14 protein-coding genes and 1 tRNA gene are annotated in these 16,277 nt (G+C 68.6%); 12 read left to right on the top strand and 3 right to left on the bottom strand.

The annotated features are described in order from the left end of the window. Window positions 1-20 precede the first annotated feature (20 nt). The 4 genes from HDA45_RS17810 (at window position 21) to HDA45_RS17795 (ending at window position 5,267) form a co-directional block, all read left to right on the top strand. Complete coding sequence (locus HDA45_RS17810; protein ID WP_184896753.1) at window positions 21-1,244, top strand: hypothetical protein; 1,224 nt, start codon at window positions 21-23, stop codon at window positions 1,242-1,244. 13 nt (window positions 1,245-1,257) lie between these two features. Next, complete coding sequence (locus HDA45_RS17805) at window positions 1,258-1,863, top strand: hypothetical protein (protein ID WP_221471166.1); 606 nt, start codon at window positions 1,258-1,260, stop codon at window positions 1,861-1,863. A gap of 144 nt (window positions 1,864-2,007) precedes the next feature. Further along, window positions 2,008-4,062, top strand: coding sequence for an MFS transporter (locus tag HDA45_RS17800; protein ID WP_184896749.1), 2,055 nt, complete (start codon window positions 2,008-2,010; stop codon window positions 4,060-4,062). Next, the gene (locus HDA45_RS17795; RefSeq protein WP_184896747.1) at window positions 4,059-5,267 is read left to right on the top strand and encodes a DNA polymerase III subunit delta'; all 1,209 of its coding nucleotides are present in this window, start codon (window positions 4,059-4,061) and stop codon (window positions 5,265-5,267) included. The genes HDA45_RS17800 and HDA45_RS17795 overlap by 4 nt, the downstream gene beginning before the upstream one ends. A 527-nt stretch (window positions 5,268-5,794) precedes the next feature. Here the strand turns inward: HDA45_RS17795 and HDA45_RS17790 are convergent. Continuing rightward, complete coding sequence (locus HDA45_RS17790; protein ID WP_184896745.1) at window positions 5,795-7,480, bottom strand: hypothetical protein; 1,686 nt, start codon at window positions 7,478-7,480, stop codon at window positions 5,795-5,797. Window positions 7,481-7,620: 140 nt separating this feature from the next. Between HDA45_RS17790 and HDA45_RS17785 the strand changes: the two genes are divergently transcribed. Further along, window positions 7,621-7,694 (top strand) — tRNA-Thr (locus HDA45_RS17785). An 81-nt stretch (window positions 7,695-7,775) separates the two neighbouring features. On the opposite strand, the gene HDA45_RS17780 is transcribed toward HDA45_RS17785, so the two are convergent. Beyond that, window positions 7,776-8,414: a TetR family transcriptional regulator gene (locus tag HDA45_RS17780; RefSeq protein ID WP_184896743.1), complete on the bottom strand. Its 639-nt coding sequence runs from the start codon at window positions 8,412-8,414 to the stop codon at window positions 7,776-7,778. Between the two features lie 44 nt (window positions 8,415-8,458). On the opposite strand from HDA45_RS17780, the gene HDA45_RS17775 reads away from it, so the two are divergent. From HDA45_RS17775 to HDA45_RS17750, 6 genes are all read left to right on the top strand, one after another. Beyond that, window positions 8,459-9,385: an alpha/beta hydrolase gene (locus HDA45_RS17775; protein WP_184896741.1), complete on the top strand. Its 927-nt coding sequence runs from the start codon at window positions 8,459-8,461 to the stop codon at window positions 9,383-9,385. Beyond that, the gene (locus HDA45_RS17770; RefSeq protein ID WP_184896739.1) at window positions 9,385-10,197 is read left to right on the top strand and encodes an SDR family NAD(P)-dependent oxidoreductase; all 813 of its coding nucleotides are present in this window, start codon (window positions 9,385-9,387) and stop codon (window positions 10,195-10,197) included. The genes HDA45_RS17775 and HDA45_RS17770 overlap by 1 nt, the downstream gene beginning before the upstream one ends. After that, window positions 10,197-11,126: a ferritin-like domain-containing protein gene (locus tag HDA45_RS17765; protein ID WP_184896737.1), complete on the top strand. Its 930-nt coding sequence runs from the start codon at window positions 10,197-10,199 to the stop codon at window positions 11,124-11,126. Before HDA45_RS17770 ends, HDA45_RS17765 begins: the two co-directional genes overlap by 1 nt. Then, a complete protein-coding gene (locus HDA45_RS17760; protein WP_184896735.1) occupies window positions 11,123-11,608 on the top strand; it encodes an NAD(P)/FAD-dependent oxidoreductase in 486 nt (161 codons plus the stop codon). Before HDA45_RS17765 ends, HDA45_RS17760 begins: the two co-directional genes overlap by 4 nt. Then, window positions 11,605-13,092: a flavin-containing monooxygenase gene (locus HDA45_RS17755; RefSeq protein ID WP_184896733.1), complete on the top strand. Its 1,488-nt coding sequence runs from the start codon at window positions 11,605-11,607 to the stop codon at window positions 13,090-13,092. The genes HDA45_RS17760 and HDA45_RS17755 overlap by 4 nt, the downstream gene beginning before the upstream one ends. A gap of 72 nt (window positions 13,093-13,164) precedes the next feature. Next, window positions 13,165-14,697, top strand: coding sequence for a PstS family phosphate ABC transporter substrate-binding protein (locus tag HDA45_RS17750; protein ID WP_184896731.1), 1,533 nt, complete (start codon window positions 13,165-13,167; stop codon window positions 14,695-14,697). A gap of 342 nt (window positions 14,698-15,039) precedes the next feature. Here HDA45_RS17750 and HDA45_RS17745 read toward each other — a convergent pair whose 3' ends face one another. Next, a complete protein-coding gene (locus HDA45_RS17745) occupies window positions 15,040-15,504 on the bottom strand; it encodes a GreA/GreB family elongation factor (RefSeq protein ID WP_184896729.1) in 465 nt (154 codons plus the stop codon). A gap of 123 nt (window positions 15,505-15,627) precedes the next feature. Here HDA45_RS17745 and HDA45_RS17740 point away from each other — a divergent pair, with 123 nt between their 5' ends. Beyond that, on the top strand, window positions 15,628-16,215 hold the full coding sequence (locus tag HDA45_RS17740; protein ID WP_101611086.1) for a TetR/AcrR family transcriptional regulator: 588 nt from the start codon (window positions 15,628-15,630) through the stop codon (window positions 16,213-16,215). Window positions 16,216-16,277: the final 62 nt, after the last annotated feature.

The raw sequence follows: 16,277 nt of genomic DNA, 5'->3' as shown, positions 1-16,277 counted from the left end.
GGACGAGGGGGAGGGCGGGCATGGACCTGGACCGGCGGGCGGCTGACGCGTGGTTCCGGCGGCGAGGGCTGCCGATGGTCATCCACCGGCGCAGGCGAGGGGCGGGCATGCTCCGCCGCTCCACGCCCGGGCTGATGTTCCTGTGCCTGCTCGATCTGCTGCTGGCGGGACTGCTGAAGCTCCTGGACGTCCCCGAGGAGGTGCTCGAGGCCCGGATGCGCGAAAGCGGCCTCGCCTACGTCCTCGGGGTGCTGGCGCTGACGTTCGCCGTGGTCGTGGTGCCGGTGGTCGGCGGCCGGTTGATGGCGAAACTGCTCCGAGTGCTGCGACGGACCAGGGTCCGGTTGGCCGTCATGGCGGCGACGATCGGGCTCTGGGTGCTGGTCCTGCCGTTCGGTGAACGCCTCACCGGGCTGGTGCCGTGGGCGGATCCGCTGTGGGTCGCCGTGCTCGTCAACCTCGCCGCGCTGGCCGTGCTGATGCTGCTGGTGCGGATCGGCGTCGGCTCGATCCTGACCTGGGCGGCGAGGAGTGCGGTCGCGCAGGTCAGAGCCATCGGATCGCTGGCGTCGCGGGCGTTGCCGCTGCTTCTGCTGGTGGTGATGTTCAGCTTCTTCACCGCGGAGCTGTGGCAGGCCGTGGAACGGCTGAGCCCGGGGCGGCTGTGGCTGGTGGTCGGCTTCCTCGTCGTGATCGGGGCGGTCTTCCTGGCGTCGATGCTGTCCGACGAGATGAAGGAGCTGAAGTCCTGGACCGTCGAGCCCGGGGCGGCCGCCCTGCGCGGCACACCGTTCGCCGACGGCGACACGGCGCTGCCGGGACGGCGTGCGCTGTCCAAGGTGGAGCGGCTGAACATCGCCCTGGTGCTGTTCTTCGCCCAGGCGGTGCAGATCGTGGCGTTCGGGGTGCTGGTGTTCGCCTTCTTCATCGTGTTCGGGGTGCTGATCCTCCAGCCGGAGGTCGTCACGGAGTTCGCCGGCCGTGAATCGGCGCCGGGAACACTGCTGGGTGTCCCTCTTCCGGTGAGTTCCGCCCTGGTCAATGTCTCCCTTTTCCTTGCCGTTTTCTCCGGTTTGTACTTCGCCGCATCAACCGCGACAGATGCTCGGTACCGGCGTTCTTTCTTCGAACCTTTGTTGGAGGATGTGAAGATCAGCCTCGCTGCGCGTGATATTTATCTGGCCCATTGGGCGGATGTGCGCCGGGCCGAGGTGGTTACCCTGGAAGCAGAGGACATTCCGTAGTGAGGTGGTCACCATGAGCGGGAAGGGCGGAACTCCCTTCTTCGATGCCCCCGACGTCGTGAAAGGCGATGGCACTCAGGCAGATCCTCCGGGCGACACGTTCGCCGACCCACTGTCCGGGCTGGTCACGACCGGCACGACGGCGCCATCGAACCTCTCCGACGAGATCCGCGTGCAGGTGCCGGGACCGGTCCAGCACGATCCCGAAGTCGTGAGCAGGATGGTCAACGCGGCGATGCTCGCGGACGAACAGCCCGCCGACAGCCCGGGTGCCGAGCAAACGCCCGACCTGCCGCCGGGGAAGGTCGTCAGCACGGTCGGTGAGCAAGGTGCTACTCCGATGGGGATCCTGCCCCAGCAGCGGACGTGGCCGTCGAGGCCGCCGCAGCTGATTCGCCAGCCTCGTCGCTTGAAGCAGGAAGAGCCGGCGGAAGTCGACGAAGAGGCCGAGGTCGAAGTACGGCGTGCCAAGCGTTCCATGCAGCTTCCGAGGCTCGGCAAGCCCTCGTCGAACACCACCGGTGTGATGATCGCGATCGCGTTGATGATCGTCTTCGCGGTCCTCGCCATTCAGCTGCTGGCCAGCCTGTTCAACAGCATCGCGGGGATCTTCGGGTAACCCGTCCGGCGGTAGCGCCGGACGGGGCCGTCCACCCCCACGTCACCCATCGGGATACCCTGGCCATACGGTCGGGGGACTCGGCGTTGACCCGGGTCGCGCCCGGCGCCGCGTGACTAGTGGGGTGGGCGTATCAGCGAGGGCGTGCAGTCGGTGCCCGAAGCGGGCACGGATGGTTCGGCGGGCCGTGACGCGTCCACCATGCACCGCGTGCGGCGGGTGCTGGCGATCAAGCCGTTCCGCCGGATCTGGGGTGTCTCGTATCTGTGCAGCGTCGCGGACTGGCTGAACCTCCTGACGCTGACCGGTCTGGTCACCAAACTGACCGACAACTACGCCGCGCAGAACTTCGCGTTCGTCGGTGTCGTGCTGACTTCGCTGCTGCCCGGCTTGCTGTTCGCCCCGCTCGGCGGGCTGCTCGCCGACCGGTTCGACCGGCGCAAGGTGATGGTGCTCTGTGACCTCGGCCGGTGCGGTTTCCTGCTGTCGATCGCGTTCGTCGGCACGCCGTGGTGGGTGTTCGTCGGCAACTTCCTGGTCGGTTGTTGCGCGATGATGTGGATCCCGTCGAAGGACGCGGCGGTGCCGAACCTGCTGCGCCGCCCGGACCAGGTCGAGACGGCCAACCAGCTCGGCATGGTGATGACCTACGGCCTCGCGGTGATCACCGCGGCCGGGGCGAACGCCGTGCTCACCGGCAGCAACACCACGTTCCACTTCTTTCAGGGTGACGCCCAGCTCGGCATCGCGAAGGTCGCCGTCGTCATCACCGGCCTGCTGTACCTGACCAGCGCGATCGTGATCGCCACCCGGATCCCCGAGCTCTCGCTGCGCAATGTCCACGCTGTCGAGAAACCCAAGGTCAAGGCCGCCGACGAGGAGAAATTCGGCTTCCGCCAGATGATCTCCGACGGCGCCCGCTTCGTGCGGACGACGCCGTTGGTGCGCGGGCTGATGATCGGCGCTTTCGGCGCGTTCGCCGCCGGTGGCGCGGTGATCGGTTCGGCCAAGCCGTATTCGTCCAGCCTGCTGGCCGGTGACGCGGCGTTCAACCTTCTCGTGCTCGCCGTCTTCCTCGGGCTCGCCACCGGGATGGCCGTGGCTCCGAAGCTCGCCCGGCGGCTCGCGCACGACAGGCTGTTCGGGATCTCGATCGTCGCCGCGGGGCTGTGTCTCGTCGTCGTCGCGTTGTCGCCGCACCTCGCCGTTTCGCTGGTGGCGGTCGCCGCTGTCGGTGTCTGGGCCGGGACGGCGTTCCTGACCGGTGTCACGATCATCGGTTCGCGGATCGAGGACTCCATCCGCGGCCGGATCAACGCGATCTACCAGTCGCTGATGAAGATCGTGCTGTTCGGCTCGACGGTGCTGGTGCCGGTGCTGATCAGCGCGGTCCAGACGACCGAAGTCGAATTGTGGGGCGGCACGATCACGATCGACGGCACCCGGCCGGTGATGATCGGCGGCGGTGTCCTCGCGCTGATCGCCGGCATCGTCGCGTACCGGCAGATGGACGACCGCCGGGCCGAGCCGATCCTCGCCGATCTCCGCAACGCCCTGCGCCGCAGCCCGCGCCGCGTCAACGGGCTGCTGATCGCGCTCGAAGGAACGCGGGCGATCAACACCGAGACCCAGGCCGCGCGGCTGGCCGAATGGCTGCGCGCGGGTACGCGTCCGGTCGTGTTGGCGGCTGATCCGGCGCTGGACGACCAGCGGCTCGCGAAGCTGCTCTCCGGCGCTTCGCTGACCGGCGCGCGGGCGCAGGCGCTCGCCGCGGCCGCGGTGCGTGCGGACATCGTCGAACGGGACATCCAGCCCGCGCTCGACGCAGGTTCCGTCGTGGTGATGGAGCGGTTCGTGGATTCGCCGCTGGCGCATCTGTCCGCTGTCGCCGGGCTGGACAGCCAGGAACTCGAAGGGCTCGCCGACTGGGCGACCGGCAGGTTGCGGCCGGACATCACCGTCCTGCTCGACGCCGATCCCGGCACGGTGATGCGGAAGTCGGCGTCGCTGGACGCGCAGTGGCGGGTGCAGCATCTGCTCACGGAAATGGCCGCCGCCGATCCGGACCGGTACGTCGTGGTCGACGCCGAGGGCACCGAAGACGAAGTGAGCGACCGGATCCGGACCGCGATTCGCGCGGTGCTCGTCGGCAGGCTCGCCGGACTCGCTCCGGCGGAGGAAAAGGTCGAGGCGAGATGACGGAAGCCCCTGTGCTGATCGGTGTCTGGAAGCAGCTCGTCGGCCAGGAGCCCGCGGCGCGCACGCTTTCTTCGGCGTCGACGGCGGCCGCGCGGATCATCGAGAACCAGCCCGTCGCCCCGGGGGCGATGACCCACGCGTGGCTGGTGACCGGCCCGCCGGGTTCGGGTCGCTCGACCGCGGCCAGGGTGTTCGCGGCGGCGTTGCAGTGCAGCACCGGTACCGGCTGCGGGGAATGCCCCGGCTGCCGGACCGTGGTCGCCGGCACGCACGCCGACGTCAAGCTCGTCGCGCCGGAAGGCCTTTCGATCTCCGTCGCGGAAATGCGCTCGCTGGTGCAGGCCGCCGCTCGCCGTCCGACCACCGGGCGGTGGCAGGTGGTGATCATCGAAGACGCCGACAGGCTGACGGAAGGCGCGTCGAACGCGCTGCTGAAGGCCGTCGAGGAGCCGCCGGACCGCACGGTGTTCCTGCTGTGCGCGCCGTCCGATCACCCGGACGACGTGTCGGTGACGATCCGCTCGCGGTGCCGCTTGGTCACCCTGCGGACTCCGCCCGCCGAGGCGATCGCGCAGGTTCTCGTGGAACGGGACGGCATCGATCCCGAGCGCGCGCAATGGGCCGCCTCCGTCTCGAGTGGACACGTCGGCCGCGCGCGGCGGCTCGCCACCGATGAGGCGGCCCGGCAGCGGCGGGCGACGGTGTTGCGGATCCCGCTGGGCCTGCGGCGTCCGTCCGATGTGTTCACTTGCGCCGATCAGCTGATCAGCGCGGCCGAGGCCGACGCGGGCGAGGAAAGCAAAGTCCGCGACGAGGCCGAGCGCTCCGAACTCCGCACCGCGATGGGCGGTGACGGCATCGGAAAGGGTGTCGCCGGGGCGAAACGAGCCGCCGAAGCCGCGGTGAAGCAGCTCGAGAAGCGCCAGAAATCCCGCGCGACCCGGACCCAGCGGGACACTCTCGACCTCGCGCTGGTGGACCTCGCCGCGTTCTACCGGGACGTGCTCGTGACCGCCAGCGGCGCGGGCGCGACGCTGAACCACCCCGACCACGCCTCGGAAATCTCGCAGGCCGCCTCGGCCTGGGCGCCGGACTCGATCCTGCGCCGCCTCGAAGCCGTCCTGGAATGCCGCGAAGCCATCGACCTGAACGTGAAACCCCGCATCGCCGTCGAAGCCATGGTCACCACCCTGCGGCAAGGCTGATCGGCACCACCCCAGCCCCCCGCCCGTCCCAGGGGGGCGACCCCGAGTCCAGTCTACCGGGGTTGAGGGCGGAAAAGTGCTGGTCGGGCGAGTTGTCCACAGGTGGGGGTGGTTGTGGACAACTGCTGTGGGTAAGTGAAGGAGCTTCGGGTCTGGGGTGGTGTCCCCAATGTGGCATTGGAGACGCTCAGTGTCCCCAATGTGGCATTGGGGACAGCTTGTGGCGGGCCCGAGCGCAGCGAGGGGCGCCTTCGCTGCGTTGGATGAGGCGAAGGGCGCTTTCGCTGCATCCCATGCGGTGAAAGGCCCCTTCAGCCCCCCGCCCGGAGGAGAACCTGCGCCACGGAGCACCGGAAAGTACAGGAAGGCCCCCTTCACTGCGCTAGACGCAGTGAAGGGGGCCTTCCTGTACTTCGAAGGGGCCACGAGACCCTCCATGAACACCTAGGCGACCGAGAGCGGTACGAACGGGCCTCCCACGCGGGGGCAAGGCGTGAAAGGACCGTTCATCACCCTCCTCGCCCCGTCTAGTCCTCTGAGCGCGGTCGCGGCGAGGGCTTGAAGCCCGGCACGTCCTTGCGGGAGACCGGAACCACCGCGAGTCGGCGCCGTCCCGGCATGGCGGCCACGAGGACCACGCCGATCAGCAGCATCGCGGTACCCGCCCAGAACATCGGCACCGTGTCGTAGGCGGCGTTGGTGTAAGCCAGGTTCTTGACCGGGCCCTTCGGCGCCGCGCCACCGTTGTTGCCCGCGGGCGGCGGAGTCACCGTGCCGCATTCGACACCGCCGGTCGGCGCGTACGCCCGGGCGATCTGCTCACCGAGCGAAACCTGGGCCAGCGACGAAGGCAGCTTCTTCGCGGCGTCCGGCGGCAGCGCCTTCTGCAGCGCTGTCGTCGGCAGGATCTGCAGGTCCAGCAGTCGCGCCGAGGCACCCATCTGGAAGCCCTTGAACGGCGACGTCATGTCGCTCGACTTCTGGTTCAGTCCGGCGATCGACAGCTTCAGCACCCCGAGGTCGAGGGTGAGCCCGTTTCCGGCTTCGCCGCCCGGAAGTTGTTTGGTGGCACCGTCGAGCATCTCGGCGAGCCCGCCGATGACCGGCACGTTCTTCAGCTGCTCGAAGCCGGGGAGCTGCTTGAGCGACGGCAGCGGGATGCCGATCGGGATGTCCTTGGCCGGGTTGTTCGCGTCGAGGGTGAACAGCACCTTGTCGCCGCGGACGATCTGCAGCACCGGCGCGGTGTACTCGACCTTCGACGTCTTCTTGTCGCCGGTCGAGGTGACCCGCAGCGTCGGCTGGCTGGCGACCTTGATCGTCAGGCCGAGAGGCGTGCCCTTCAGCAGCTCGATGCTGGCCGCCTGCAGGGTCGAGGTCGACTCGACGGCCTTGTTCTTCGCGCCGGGGACGTCGACCAGCCGCACGGTCGACCGCGAAGACAGCGTGTTCGGCAGGCTCAGCACCGCGCCCTTGCCGTCACTGCTGGCGCTGGTGCCCGAAAGCAGCCCGCCCAGGCTCGCCAGCGGACCCGGAAGCCCGGCGAGACCCGCCTTCAGCTGGTCGCTCGCCGCGGTCAGCTGGTCGGCGCCCGGGATGTTCGGGATGGTCGGCAGCAGCGCGAGGTTCGCGATCGACGTGCTCGAGTCGGCGATCGTGCCGACGCACGGCCCGAGCGTCGGGCTCCAGCGCGCGTGCGCCTCGCCGTTCAGCAGGCCGAGATTGAACAGCGGGTTCTTCGGCGCGTTGAGGCCGCCGCTGATCGGCTTCGGGTTGTCCGGCAGCGCCGTCTGCACGAGGCTGCCCGGCGTCTGCGGCGCGTTGCCGGCGGCGGACAGGCCGAACGGTGACGACTGCGCGATCGACCGCTCGTAGCTCAGGAAGGCCTCGGAGTTGGCCTGCGCGCTGGAAAGCCCCATCCCGGCCTCGAGCGCGGACTGCTTCGGCAGCTGGTCGCTGACGCCCGGCAGGATCGCGCTCGTCGGCACCGCGTTGGGCAGCAGCCGCAGAACGCCGAGTGCCGCCCCCGCGTCACCGACGGCCTTGCCCAGCGGCTGCGGGCCGATCGGCGCCGACATCGGCGGTTGCCCCGGGTTGTTCGGCTCGGGGATCGGCGTGGTCGGGATCGTCTGGGCGGTCGCCGGAGCCGCGGTCAGCAAGAGCAGAGCCGCGGCGGCCGGAAGCGCCAGCACACGGGGCAGTCGTCGCCGCATGAACAGGTCCTCCAGTGGGGATGGGCCGATCTTGGGGGACTGAGACCGGCGTCATAGGACCTTAACGACGGTGGCCCCGGAAGGTGACGTTCAAGCCTCCGCTACACTTGGCCCCGTCATCGGGTGCGAGCCCGATGTACGCCGCCTTAGCTCAGTCGGCCAGAGCGATTCACTCGTAATGAATAGGTCAGGGGTTCGATTCCCCTAGGCGGCTCCGCAGGTCAGGGCCTCATTCGGACACACCGGATGAGGCCCTGACGCATTTCCGGCCCGGCGGCGAGCCCGGCGCGAAAATTCACCCGTTGGTGTCGCCCTTGAGGAACGTCCGCGACAGCGAAGTCCCCACTCCCGTGAGGTGGTCGACGAGGGTGGCCGCGTCCGCGTCGAGCAGGCCGGAGCGCCACGCGAGCATGATCTCGACGAAGCCGCCGATCCCCAGCAGGACGTTGACGCGGAATTCCAGTTCGTCCACATCGAGCTTCAGATGCGGCCGTGCCAGTTCGATCAGCAGGCCGGTGGTCTCCTGGACGGTCTGCCGCCGCAGTTGTTCCAGCACCGCGCTGCCCGCGTGGTCGCCGAACAGGATCTGCGCGCGGGCCGGTTCTTCCCGGACGTGGTGCACGACGACGTCCACCGCGGCACGAAGCTGGTCCAGGGCCGGGCTTTCGATCCGCGCGGCGACGGCGTCGAGGACCATGCGAAGGGTCTCGTCGCGGACCTGTTCCCAGGTGGTGGCGAGCAGCGCGTCGCGGTTGGCGAAGTTCTCGTAGAAGTACCGGTCCGTCAGGTTCGCCCGCGCGCAGACGCCCCGCATGGTGACCGCCGCCCAGCCCTGTTCCTGCCAGATGTCCAAGGCGGCGCCGAGCAGGGCTAGCCGTCGCTCGGCTCGGCGCTCGTCGGCGGTTTTGCCGCTGTAGCGGCGGGACGCGGTCACCTCTCCATCTTGACAGCAGATGCCCTCGGATTCATTCTGAGGGCATGCGACCGCAGAATGGCCTGCGACCCGGTTTGGCCGCCGCGCTGACTTCCGTCTTCGTGCGGCCGATCGCCAACTCGATCCCCGCCACCCCGGCGGGGATCCGGTTCTCCCGTGCCTTCATCGCGAGCAGTTTGTGGCTGGCTTCCCCGCCGTTGAAGGGAAGTCGCGTCGAGCCCGGCATCCGCGGCGAGTGGGTCCGCGGGCCCGGGGTGACCGACGGCGACGCCGTGGTCCTCTACCTCCACGGCAGCGGGTACGCGCTCTGTTCGGCGCGCACGCATCGCGGGCTGACCACGCGGGTCTCCGACGGCACCGGCCTGCCGGTCTTCGCCTGCGAGTACCGGCTCGCGCCCCGCCATCGCTTCCCGAACGCCGCCGAAGACGTCCGCGCGGCCTACGACAGGCTCGTCGGCCAGGGATACCGCCGGATCCTCGTCGCGGGTGACTCCGCGGGCGGGCATCTCGCGGTCGACCTCGCCGCCCAGCTGATCCGGGAACGAAAAGAACCCCCGGCCGCATTGGCGCTCTTCTCGCCGTTGTTCGACGTGACGTTCTCGCTCGCGGCGGAAAGAGAACGCATGAGCCCGGACCCGATGATCTCCGCCGCCGCGGCCGCGCGGCTGGTCGGTCTGTACACAGTGGACGCCGACATCGCGTCCGCGCGGCTGCGGTTCGCCTTCGACGACATCAAGGGCTTCCCGCCGACGATCATCCAGGCGGGTGGCCTCGAAATGCTCGCCGCGGACGCCATCGAGCTGGCCAGGGCGCTGCGCCGCGCCGGGGCGGACTGCGAACTGGACGTCGTCCCCGGCCAGATGCACGTCTTCCAGGCCTTGACCCGGTTCATCCCCCAGGCGCGGCCCGCGATGGAGCGGGCCTGCCGGTTCCTCACCGAGAATCTCCCGGCGATCGAAAGGGCGGCCTAGTGAAGCGGACCCACGGAGCACACGCCGTCGTCACCGGGGCGGGCAGCGGGATCGGGAGGGCGATCGCCGCGGAACTCGTCCGGCGCGGGAGCCGTGTCGTCTGTGCCGACATCGACCTCGAAGCCGCCGAGGAAACCGCAAAGACGCTTGAGAACGCTGTCGCCGTCGCGTGTGATGTGTCCTCTGTGGACGAAGTCGCCGAACTCGCGAAACAGACCCGGTCCTGGCTCGGCCGCGAGCCGGATCTCGTCGTCAACAACGCCGGGATCGGCGCCGGCGGCAAGGTCGTCGGGGAGAGCCCGTTGTCCGATTGGCAGCGGGCCCTCGGCGTGAACCTCTGGGGCGTGATCCACGGCTGTCACACCTTCGTCCCCGCCATGCGGTCGGCGAGAGCGGGCGGCGTCATCAACGTCGCCTCGGCCGCGGGCTTCACCGCAGCGCCGAGGATGGCCGCCTACAACGTGAGCAAGGCCGGGGTCGTCAGCCTTTCCGAGACACTCGCCGCCGAACTGTCCGGCACCGGCGTCGCGGTCACCGTGCTGTGCCCGACCTTCGTCCGCACCAACATCTTCGACGGCGAACTCATCGACGCCGAGGCACGCGGACTCGCGCGGCGGGTGTCCGATGTGGTCGGGTTCTCCGCCGAAAAGGTCGCGAAGATGACGCTCGACGCCCACGATCGCGGGCGCCTTTACGTGGTGCCGCAACCCGACGCTCAGCTTCTGTGGCACGCCAAGCGTTTCGTGCCCGTCCCGTACACGCGGATCGCCGGTCTCCTCGGCCGGTTCCTGCCCGCCGAAAAGGAGAAGTGATGGCCTACGACTTCGCCGCGATGCTCCAGACCATCAAGGACAAGCAGTGGTCGCTGGCCGACATCGACTGGGACGCGCCCGGCGCGGAAACCATGACCGACGAGCTGCGCGCCAAGATGCGGCCGTTCATGGCCGATCTCGTGTGGATCGAGCACGTCGGCGCGCGGGGGTTCGCGTCGCTGGCCAAAAAGGCGCCGACACCGGTGATCCAGGAGATCTACCGGTACTTCCACGCCGAGGAACAGAAGCACGCCAACGCCGAACTCGCGTTGATGAAGCGCTGGGGCATGCTCGACGAGAACGGTTCGATGCCCGAGCCGAACATCAACGTCAAGCTCGCCATCAAGGTCCTCGACGACTACGGCGACTCGCTGCCGCTGACCGCGCTGGCCACGCTCATCCCGCTGCTGGAATGCGCGCTGGACGGCGCGCTGGTGAAGTTCCTGCTGGACGAGGTCTCCGATCCGGTGTGCCATCAGGTGTTCCGGCATATCAACTCCGACGAGGCCCGGCACATCACGGCCGACTTCGAGGTACTCGAACTGATCGGTGCCGGATCGACGACCAAGCTCATCACAGAGTCCGTCGGCTCGCTCAAACCGCAGATCGTCCTCGGCCTGATCGTGGTGTTCGTCCCGCTGATCAACAAGATGCGGGACAACATCGTCGCGATGGGCCTGCCGGAGAAGAAGCTGTACAACGCGGTGAAACGGTTCTCCACGATCGGCGGCCGCGGCGAGTTCACCAAACGCATCCCGGCCTATCACGTGCTCAAGGCGCAGGCGGCGATGATCGTCGACCGCTCGCACGTCTACCACCGGCTGCTGGCCGATCCGATGGTCAAGGCGACCCGCCTGATCCCCGCGCGGCTGCTCGGCAAACCGCAGTCGTGGACCGAGGAGATCACCCACGAACCGGTCGCGTCATGACGCTCGGCGAATTCCAGGGCGAGGTGCTGCGCGGCACCGAATGGTTCGGGCACGACTTCGCCGGGCAGCGGGTCGCCGTCGTCGCGCCCGGCCGCGAGGCGGCGCAGATCGTGCCCGAGGTGGTGGCCACCGCGCGGTCGGTGAAGGTGTTCCAAGAGGAACCGGACTGGGTGGTGCCGATGCCGGTGCCGGGGCCGAACGTCCTCGGGATCGCCGTCGCCCGCGTTTTCCTGCGCTGGCAGGTGAAAGACCCCTGGATCCGCAGGCTGCTGACACCGGATCGCCGCTTCGGCTCGCGGCGGACGGCGCCGGGTCTCGGCTACTACGGCGCGCTGCGGCGGCCAGGCTGCAAGCTCGTCACTTGGCCCGTCTACGCCTTCGCACCCCACGGAATCCGCACCGCCGAAGGGATCGAGCACCAGGCCGACGTCGTCGTGCTCGGCGCCGGTTCGCTTTTCGCCACGGAAGGACTTCCCGCATGACGCCGGACCACGAGATCGCGATCATCGGCGGTGGCTTCTCCGGTATCGGGGCCGCGATCCTGCTTCAAAAAGCGGGTTTCGAAGACTTCCTCATGCTGGAGGAGGGCGATGGCGTCGGCGGCGCCTGGCATTGGAACACCTATCCCGGCGTCGCCGTCGACATCCCGTCGTTCAGCTACCAGTTCTCGTTCGAGCAGATCTCCGGCTGGTCGCGGGTCTACGCGCCGGGCCGCGAACTGAAGGCCTACGCCGACTACTGCGTCGACAAGTACGACATCCGCCGTCGCACCCGCCTCGGCAGCAAGGTCGTCTCGGCGACCTTCGACGACGAAACGCATCTGTGGCGCCTCGAAACCGCCGACGGCTGGTCGATGACGGCACGGTTCGTCGTCGGCGCGACCGGCGTGCTCACCCAGCCGAAGCCGCCGGAGATCGACGGGCTCGCCGACTTCCGCGGCACGGTCATGCACACCGCGCGGTGGGACCACACCGTCGACCTGCGCGGGAAACGCGTCGCCGTCGTCGGCACCGGGGCTTCGGCCGTGCAGGTGATCCCGTCCATCGCGCCGGAAGCCGGGCATCTGACGGTGTTCCAGCGGACGCCGATCTGGTGCCTGCCCAAACCCGACGCCGCGCTGCCGGGGCCTGTGAGGCTCGCGATGCGAAGGCTGCCCGGAGCGAAACGGCTGTCTCGGCTGGCGAGTCAGGCGCTCGTCGAACTGACCTTCCCGCTGGCCGCGCACTTCCACAAACTCCTTCCGACCGCCGGGGCGGGCGAGCGGATCGGGCTCGCGCATCTTCGCCGCGCGGTCAAGGATCCCGAAACCCGCGAGAAGCTCACCCCGCGCTATGCCCTGGGCTGCAAGCGGCCGAGCTTCTCCAACGAGTACCTCCAGACGTTCAACCGTGACGACGTCACGCTGGAGACCACGGGCATCGACACGATCACCGAACACGGCGTGCGGACCGCCGACGGCACCGAGCATCCTGTCGACGTCCTGGTGCTGGCGACCGGGTTCAAGGTGTTCGAGAAGGGCAACATGCCCGCGTTCACCGTGCGCGGGGCGGGCGGCACCGATCTGGAGAAGTTCTGGGAGGAGAACAGGTTCCAGGCGTATCAAGGGGTCAGCGTGCCCGGGTTCCCGAACCTGTTCACCATTCTCGGGCCCTACGGTTACAACGGTTCCTCGTACTTCAACCTGATCGAAACGCAGACCGCGCACATCGTCCGGTGCCTGCGCAACGCCCGCAAGACGGGCGCGACGCGGGTGGAAGTCACGAACGAGGCGAACGACCGGTACTTCCAGAGCATGCTGGACCGCCGCAAACACCAGGTGTTCTTCCAGGACAGCTGCTCGCTGGCCAACAGCTACTACTTCGACGCCAACGGGGACGTGCCGTTCCGTGCCTCGCCCACGCTGGAAACGATGGTGACGAGCCGGTTCTTCGACCTCGACGACTACGCCTTCGCGGACGGCCGGTGAACACTGGCTGAAGTCCGCCGTCCCGGCCCGGGATGAGCCTTAGGTTCGATTCCCCGAACCTGGAGGCTGGTCTTGGAAGGCTTTCCCTGGGACGTCCTGCTCGCGGTGGTCGGGATCGGCGTGCCTGCCATCGCGTTCCTGTGGGAGTTCGTGCTGGTCGGCCGCAAACGGCTCGGCTACCGCGTCCAGATGGACACCCCGACGGCGTCCGAGCGCGGGTTCGCGCCGACGGCCGACGCGCTCGCGCAGTTGCAGCACGAGAACGGCGAGCGGCTCGTCGACCCGTCGTTCGTGCTGCTGCGCATCGAGAACAGCGGCACCACCGACATCGACACCGACGACTACGCGGTCAACGAGAACGACCGCGTCGGCGTCCGCGTGAAGTTCCCCGGCCGCACCGTGGCCGGGATGGTGGTGACCGAACTCAGCTCACCGCATCTGCACGAATGCTTCGGCGACGACTCCGGTTTCGGCGCGCGCGACGAGAACCCCGAACGCCCGGTCGGCGTGATCGACCTGCCGAGGGTGCCGCTGAACCGCGGCGCGCACTACAAGATCCTCGCCGTCCTCGACCGCATCCCGAACGGCTCGACCGACGAGTTCGACGATCCACAGGTCGTCGGCGAGATCAAGGGCGGCAGTCTCCGCGAGACCAAGAGCCGCACCGGACCGACCGGTTCGGTGATGGCACTGATTCTCTTCCTCGTGGTGGTCAGCATCTTCCAGCTCACGCGCTCGCTGGTCTTCGACGAGAAGCCGCCGCCGCTGGACTGCGCGTCCGGAAAGCTCACGATCACCGGATCGACGGCGTTCGCGCCGGTCCTGAAAGAGGCGACGGCGTCTTACGCGAAGACGTGTCCGGGCGCGTCGTTCACCTTTGACACCCGGGGGAGCGCGGAGGGGCTCGGCAGCCTGAACCAGGCCGGGAACGACAGTGTGCTGGCGTTCTCCGACGGCGCCAAGAGCGAGGGCTTCCCGCAACTGCTGCCGCGGCCTGTCGCGTTCTCGCTGTTCACGCTCGTGGTGAACAAGGAAGCGGGCGTCCAGGACCTCTCGCTCGCGCAGATCCGCGACGTCTACGACGGCAAGATCGCGAACTGGCGGGAGATCGGCGGCAAGGACCAGCCGGTCCGGCTCGTCGACCGGCATTCCGACTCCGGCACGCGGCGGACGTTCGAGCTCCAGATCCTGGCGGGCAAGCGGGAGCCGGGCGACAACTCCGACGACTGCCTCAAGCCGGCGCCGGGAGCCCAGCCGGGGGTGGTGCGCTGCGCGCGGCCGTCCACGAACGACGTCCTCGAGACTGTCGCGCGCGTGCCGGGCGCGCTCGGCTACAGCGAACTGGGCGCGGCCACGAAACGCGAGGACGCGCTGCCGGTGCGGATCGACGGCCACCAGGCGACCCTGGAGGGCGCGATCCACGCGGCGTACCCGTTCTGGGAGACCGAGTACTCGTACACGTTCGGCGAGCCGAAGGCCGACTCGCTCGTCGCGAGCTTCCTGCGGTACCTGACCAACCAGGTCGGCAAGGACATCGTCCGGTCACACGGGCACCGGCCGTGCGCCGAGTTGGTGAATCCGGTCCTCTGCCGTCCGGGCGCGTGAAGGGCGTGACGGTTGTGAAAGCCACTTTCGCAACGTTGAAGGTTGCGAAAGTGGCTTTCGCAACACGTCGGTTCGTGCGTCAGGGCCGGCCGAAGGCCCGGATCCCTCACGTCTGGTCGCGCGGGTTCCCGGGCGGGGGCTGCTCGCTCGCACCGACGCGCGTCGCGAAAGCCACTTTCGGGACATCAGACGTCCCGAAAGTGGCTTTCGCGACATGCGCGCGGCGCGCTCTCGCGGCCAGGCCCGTTCGAATCGCCCCTCACGACCCGGGTACGTGAAGGCCCCCTTCATGTACCTGAGGTACGTGAAGGGGGCCTTCACGGAACGGAACGGAAAGATCGGTCAGGCAGGGGGCTTCAGGGTGACGACGGTGGCGCTGGTCTCGCCTCGCGGCGTCCGGTACTTGATCTCGTCGCCCTCCTTGGCACCCACGAGCGCGAGGCCGAGCGGGCTGTCCGAGGTGACCGTGAACGCGTCGGCGTCCTCGCTCGGGATCGTGACGATGTGGAGCTCCTCCTCGTCACCGTCGGAGTACCTGATGGTGACGGTGGTGCCGTCGGGGAGCAGGCCCTTGCTGTTGCGGCCGCCGTGCTCGAGTTTCGCCGCCACGTCGGCGATGCGCCGCTCGAGATAGGCCGCGGCCTCCGCGCGGTCCAGCACCTCCGCCTGATCGGCCGCGTCGCCGGTCCGTTCCTGTTCGCCGACGAGCGGCGCCATCGCGTCGCGCTGCGCACGCAGATCGGCGAGTTCCTTCTCCAGCTGCCGTCGCGCGGCCGGGCTGAACCCGTTGTCCCCTGTGGTCACCATGCCGCGCATTGTCCGCTACAGATCGGCCGCTAGCCACCTAGATTTTTCACCCGCTGTGATCGGCCGGGACGGTTGCCCTAAGCTTCAGGGCGACCGTCCTGACTACTTGGTGTAAGGAACTTCGTGACCGCCGTCCCCGGCCGCAGCGTGCGGCTCTCCCCCAATCAGCTGCAGAAACAGGAGCAGATCGTCGAAGCGGCACGTGTCGTGCTCGCGAGGGACGGGCTCGCCGGCTGCACCGTGCGCGCGATCGCGGAGGCCGGGCCGCTCACGAAGAGTGCGATTCATTACTACTTCGCGGACATCGACGTCCTGATCGATCGCGCGATGGCGGCGCACATCACAACGTTCACGGCCGATTTGCGCAAAATTTCGGAGAAACACGATCACCCGGACGAGCGGCTCTTCGCCGCCCTCGAGGCCTTCCTGTCCGAGTTCTCCGGCCGCCCGAACGCCGCGTTCCTCTGGTTCGAGTACTGGATCGCCGCGGGCCGCGCGCAGCACCCTCAGGCCATCGACGTCATGCTCACGTCGATCACCGAGCTGCTCGCCGAGTTGCTCGCCCCGCTCGACGTCGAAGACCCTCGCGCGCGGGCGCGGGCCCTACTGTCCTATCTGCTCGGTGCGATCGTCCAGCAGCGCGTCCGGCGGCGGCCGTTCGCCGCACTGCGCGGCGACATCGAAGCGCTCTGTTTCGCGAACTACGGCTAGAAATACGCATTAGATCCGTACCGTTACGGATTGTTCGGTACATCCGGCTCCCGCCATGGTGA

The sequence above is a fragment of the Amycolatopsis umgeniensis genome (assembly GCF_014205155.1).
GTDB classification, from domain to species: domain Bacteria; phylum Actinomycetota; class Actinomycetes; order Mycobacteriales; family Pseudonocardiaceae; genus Amycolatopsis; species Amycolatopsis umgeniensis.
Note: the sequence above shows the minus strand (reverse complement) of the source record. Positions and strands in the feature narration are given on the sequence as shown.

Coding starts and splice junctions, on each gene's coding strand:
- HDA45_RS17775 (WP_184896741.1), top strand. CDS start 8,459: ATGCGACCGCAGAATGGCCTGCGACCCGGTTTGGCCGCCGCGCTGACT.
- HDA45_RS17805 (WP_221471166.1), top strand. CDS start 1,258: ATGAGCGGGAAGGGCGGAACTCCCTTCTTCGATGCCCCCGACGTCGTG.
- HDA45_RS17765 (WP_184896737.1), top strand. CDS start 10,197: ATGGCCTACGACTTCGCCGCGATGCTCCAGACCATCAAGGACAAGCAG.
- HDA45_RS17790 (WP_184896745.1), bottom strand. CDS start 7,480: ATGCGGCGACGACTGCCCCGTGTGCTGGCGCTTCCGGCCGCCGCGGCT.
- HDA45_RS17810 (WP_184896753.1), top strand. CDS start 21: ATGGACCTGGACCGGCGGGCGGCTGACGCGTGGTTCCGGCGGCGAGGG.
- HDA45_RS17755 (WP_184896733.1), top strand. CDS start 11,605: ATGACGCCGGACCACGAGATCGCGATCATCGGCGGTGGCTTCTCCGGT.
- HDA45_RS17760 (WP_184896735.1), top strand. CDS start 11,123: ATGACGCTCGGCGAATTCCAGGGCGAGGTGCTGCGCGGCACCGAATGG.
- HDA45_RS17745 (WP_184896729.1), bottom strand. CDS start 15,504: ATGGTGACCACAGGGGACAACGGGTTCAGCCCGGCCGCGCGACGGCAG.
- HDA45_RS17795 (WP_184896747.1), top strand. CDS start 4,059: ATGACGGAAGCCCCTGTGCTGATCGGTGTCTGGAAGCAGCTCGTCGGC.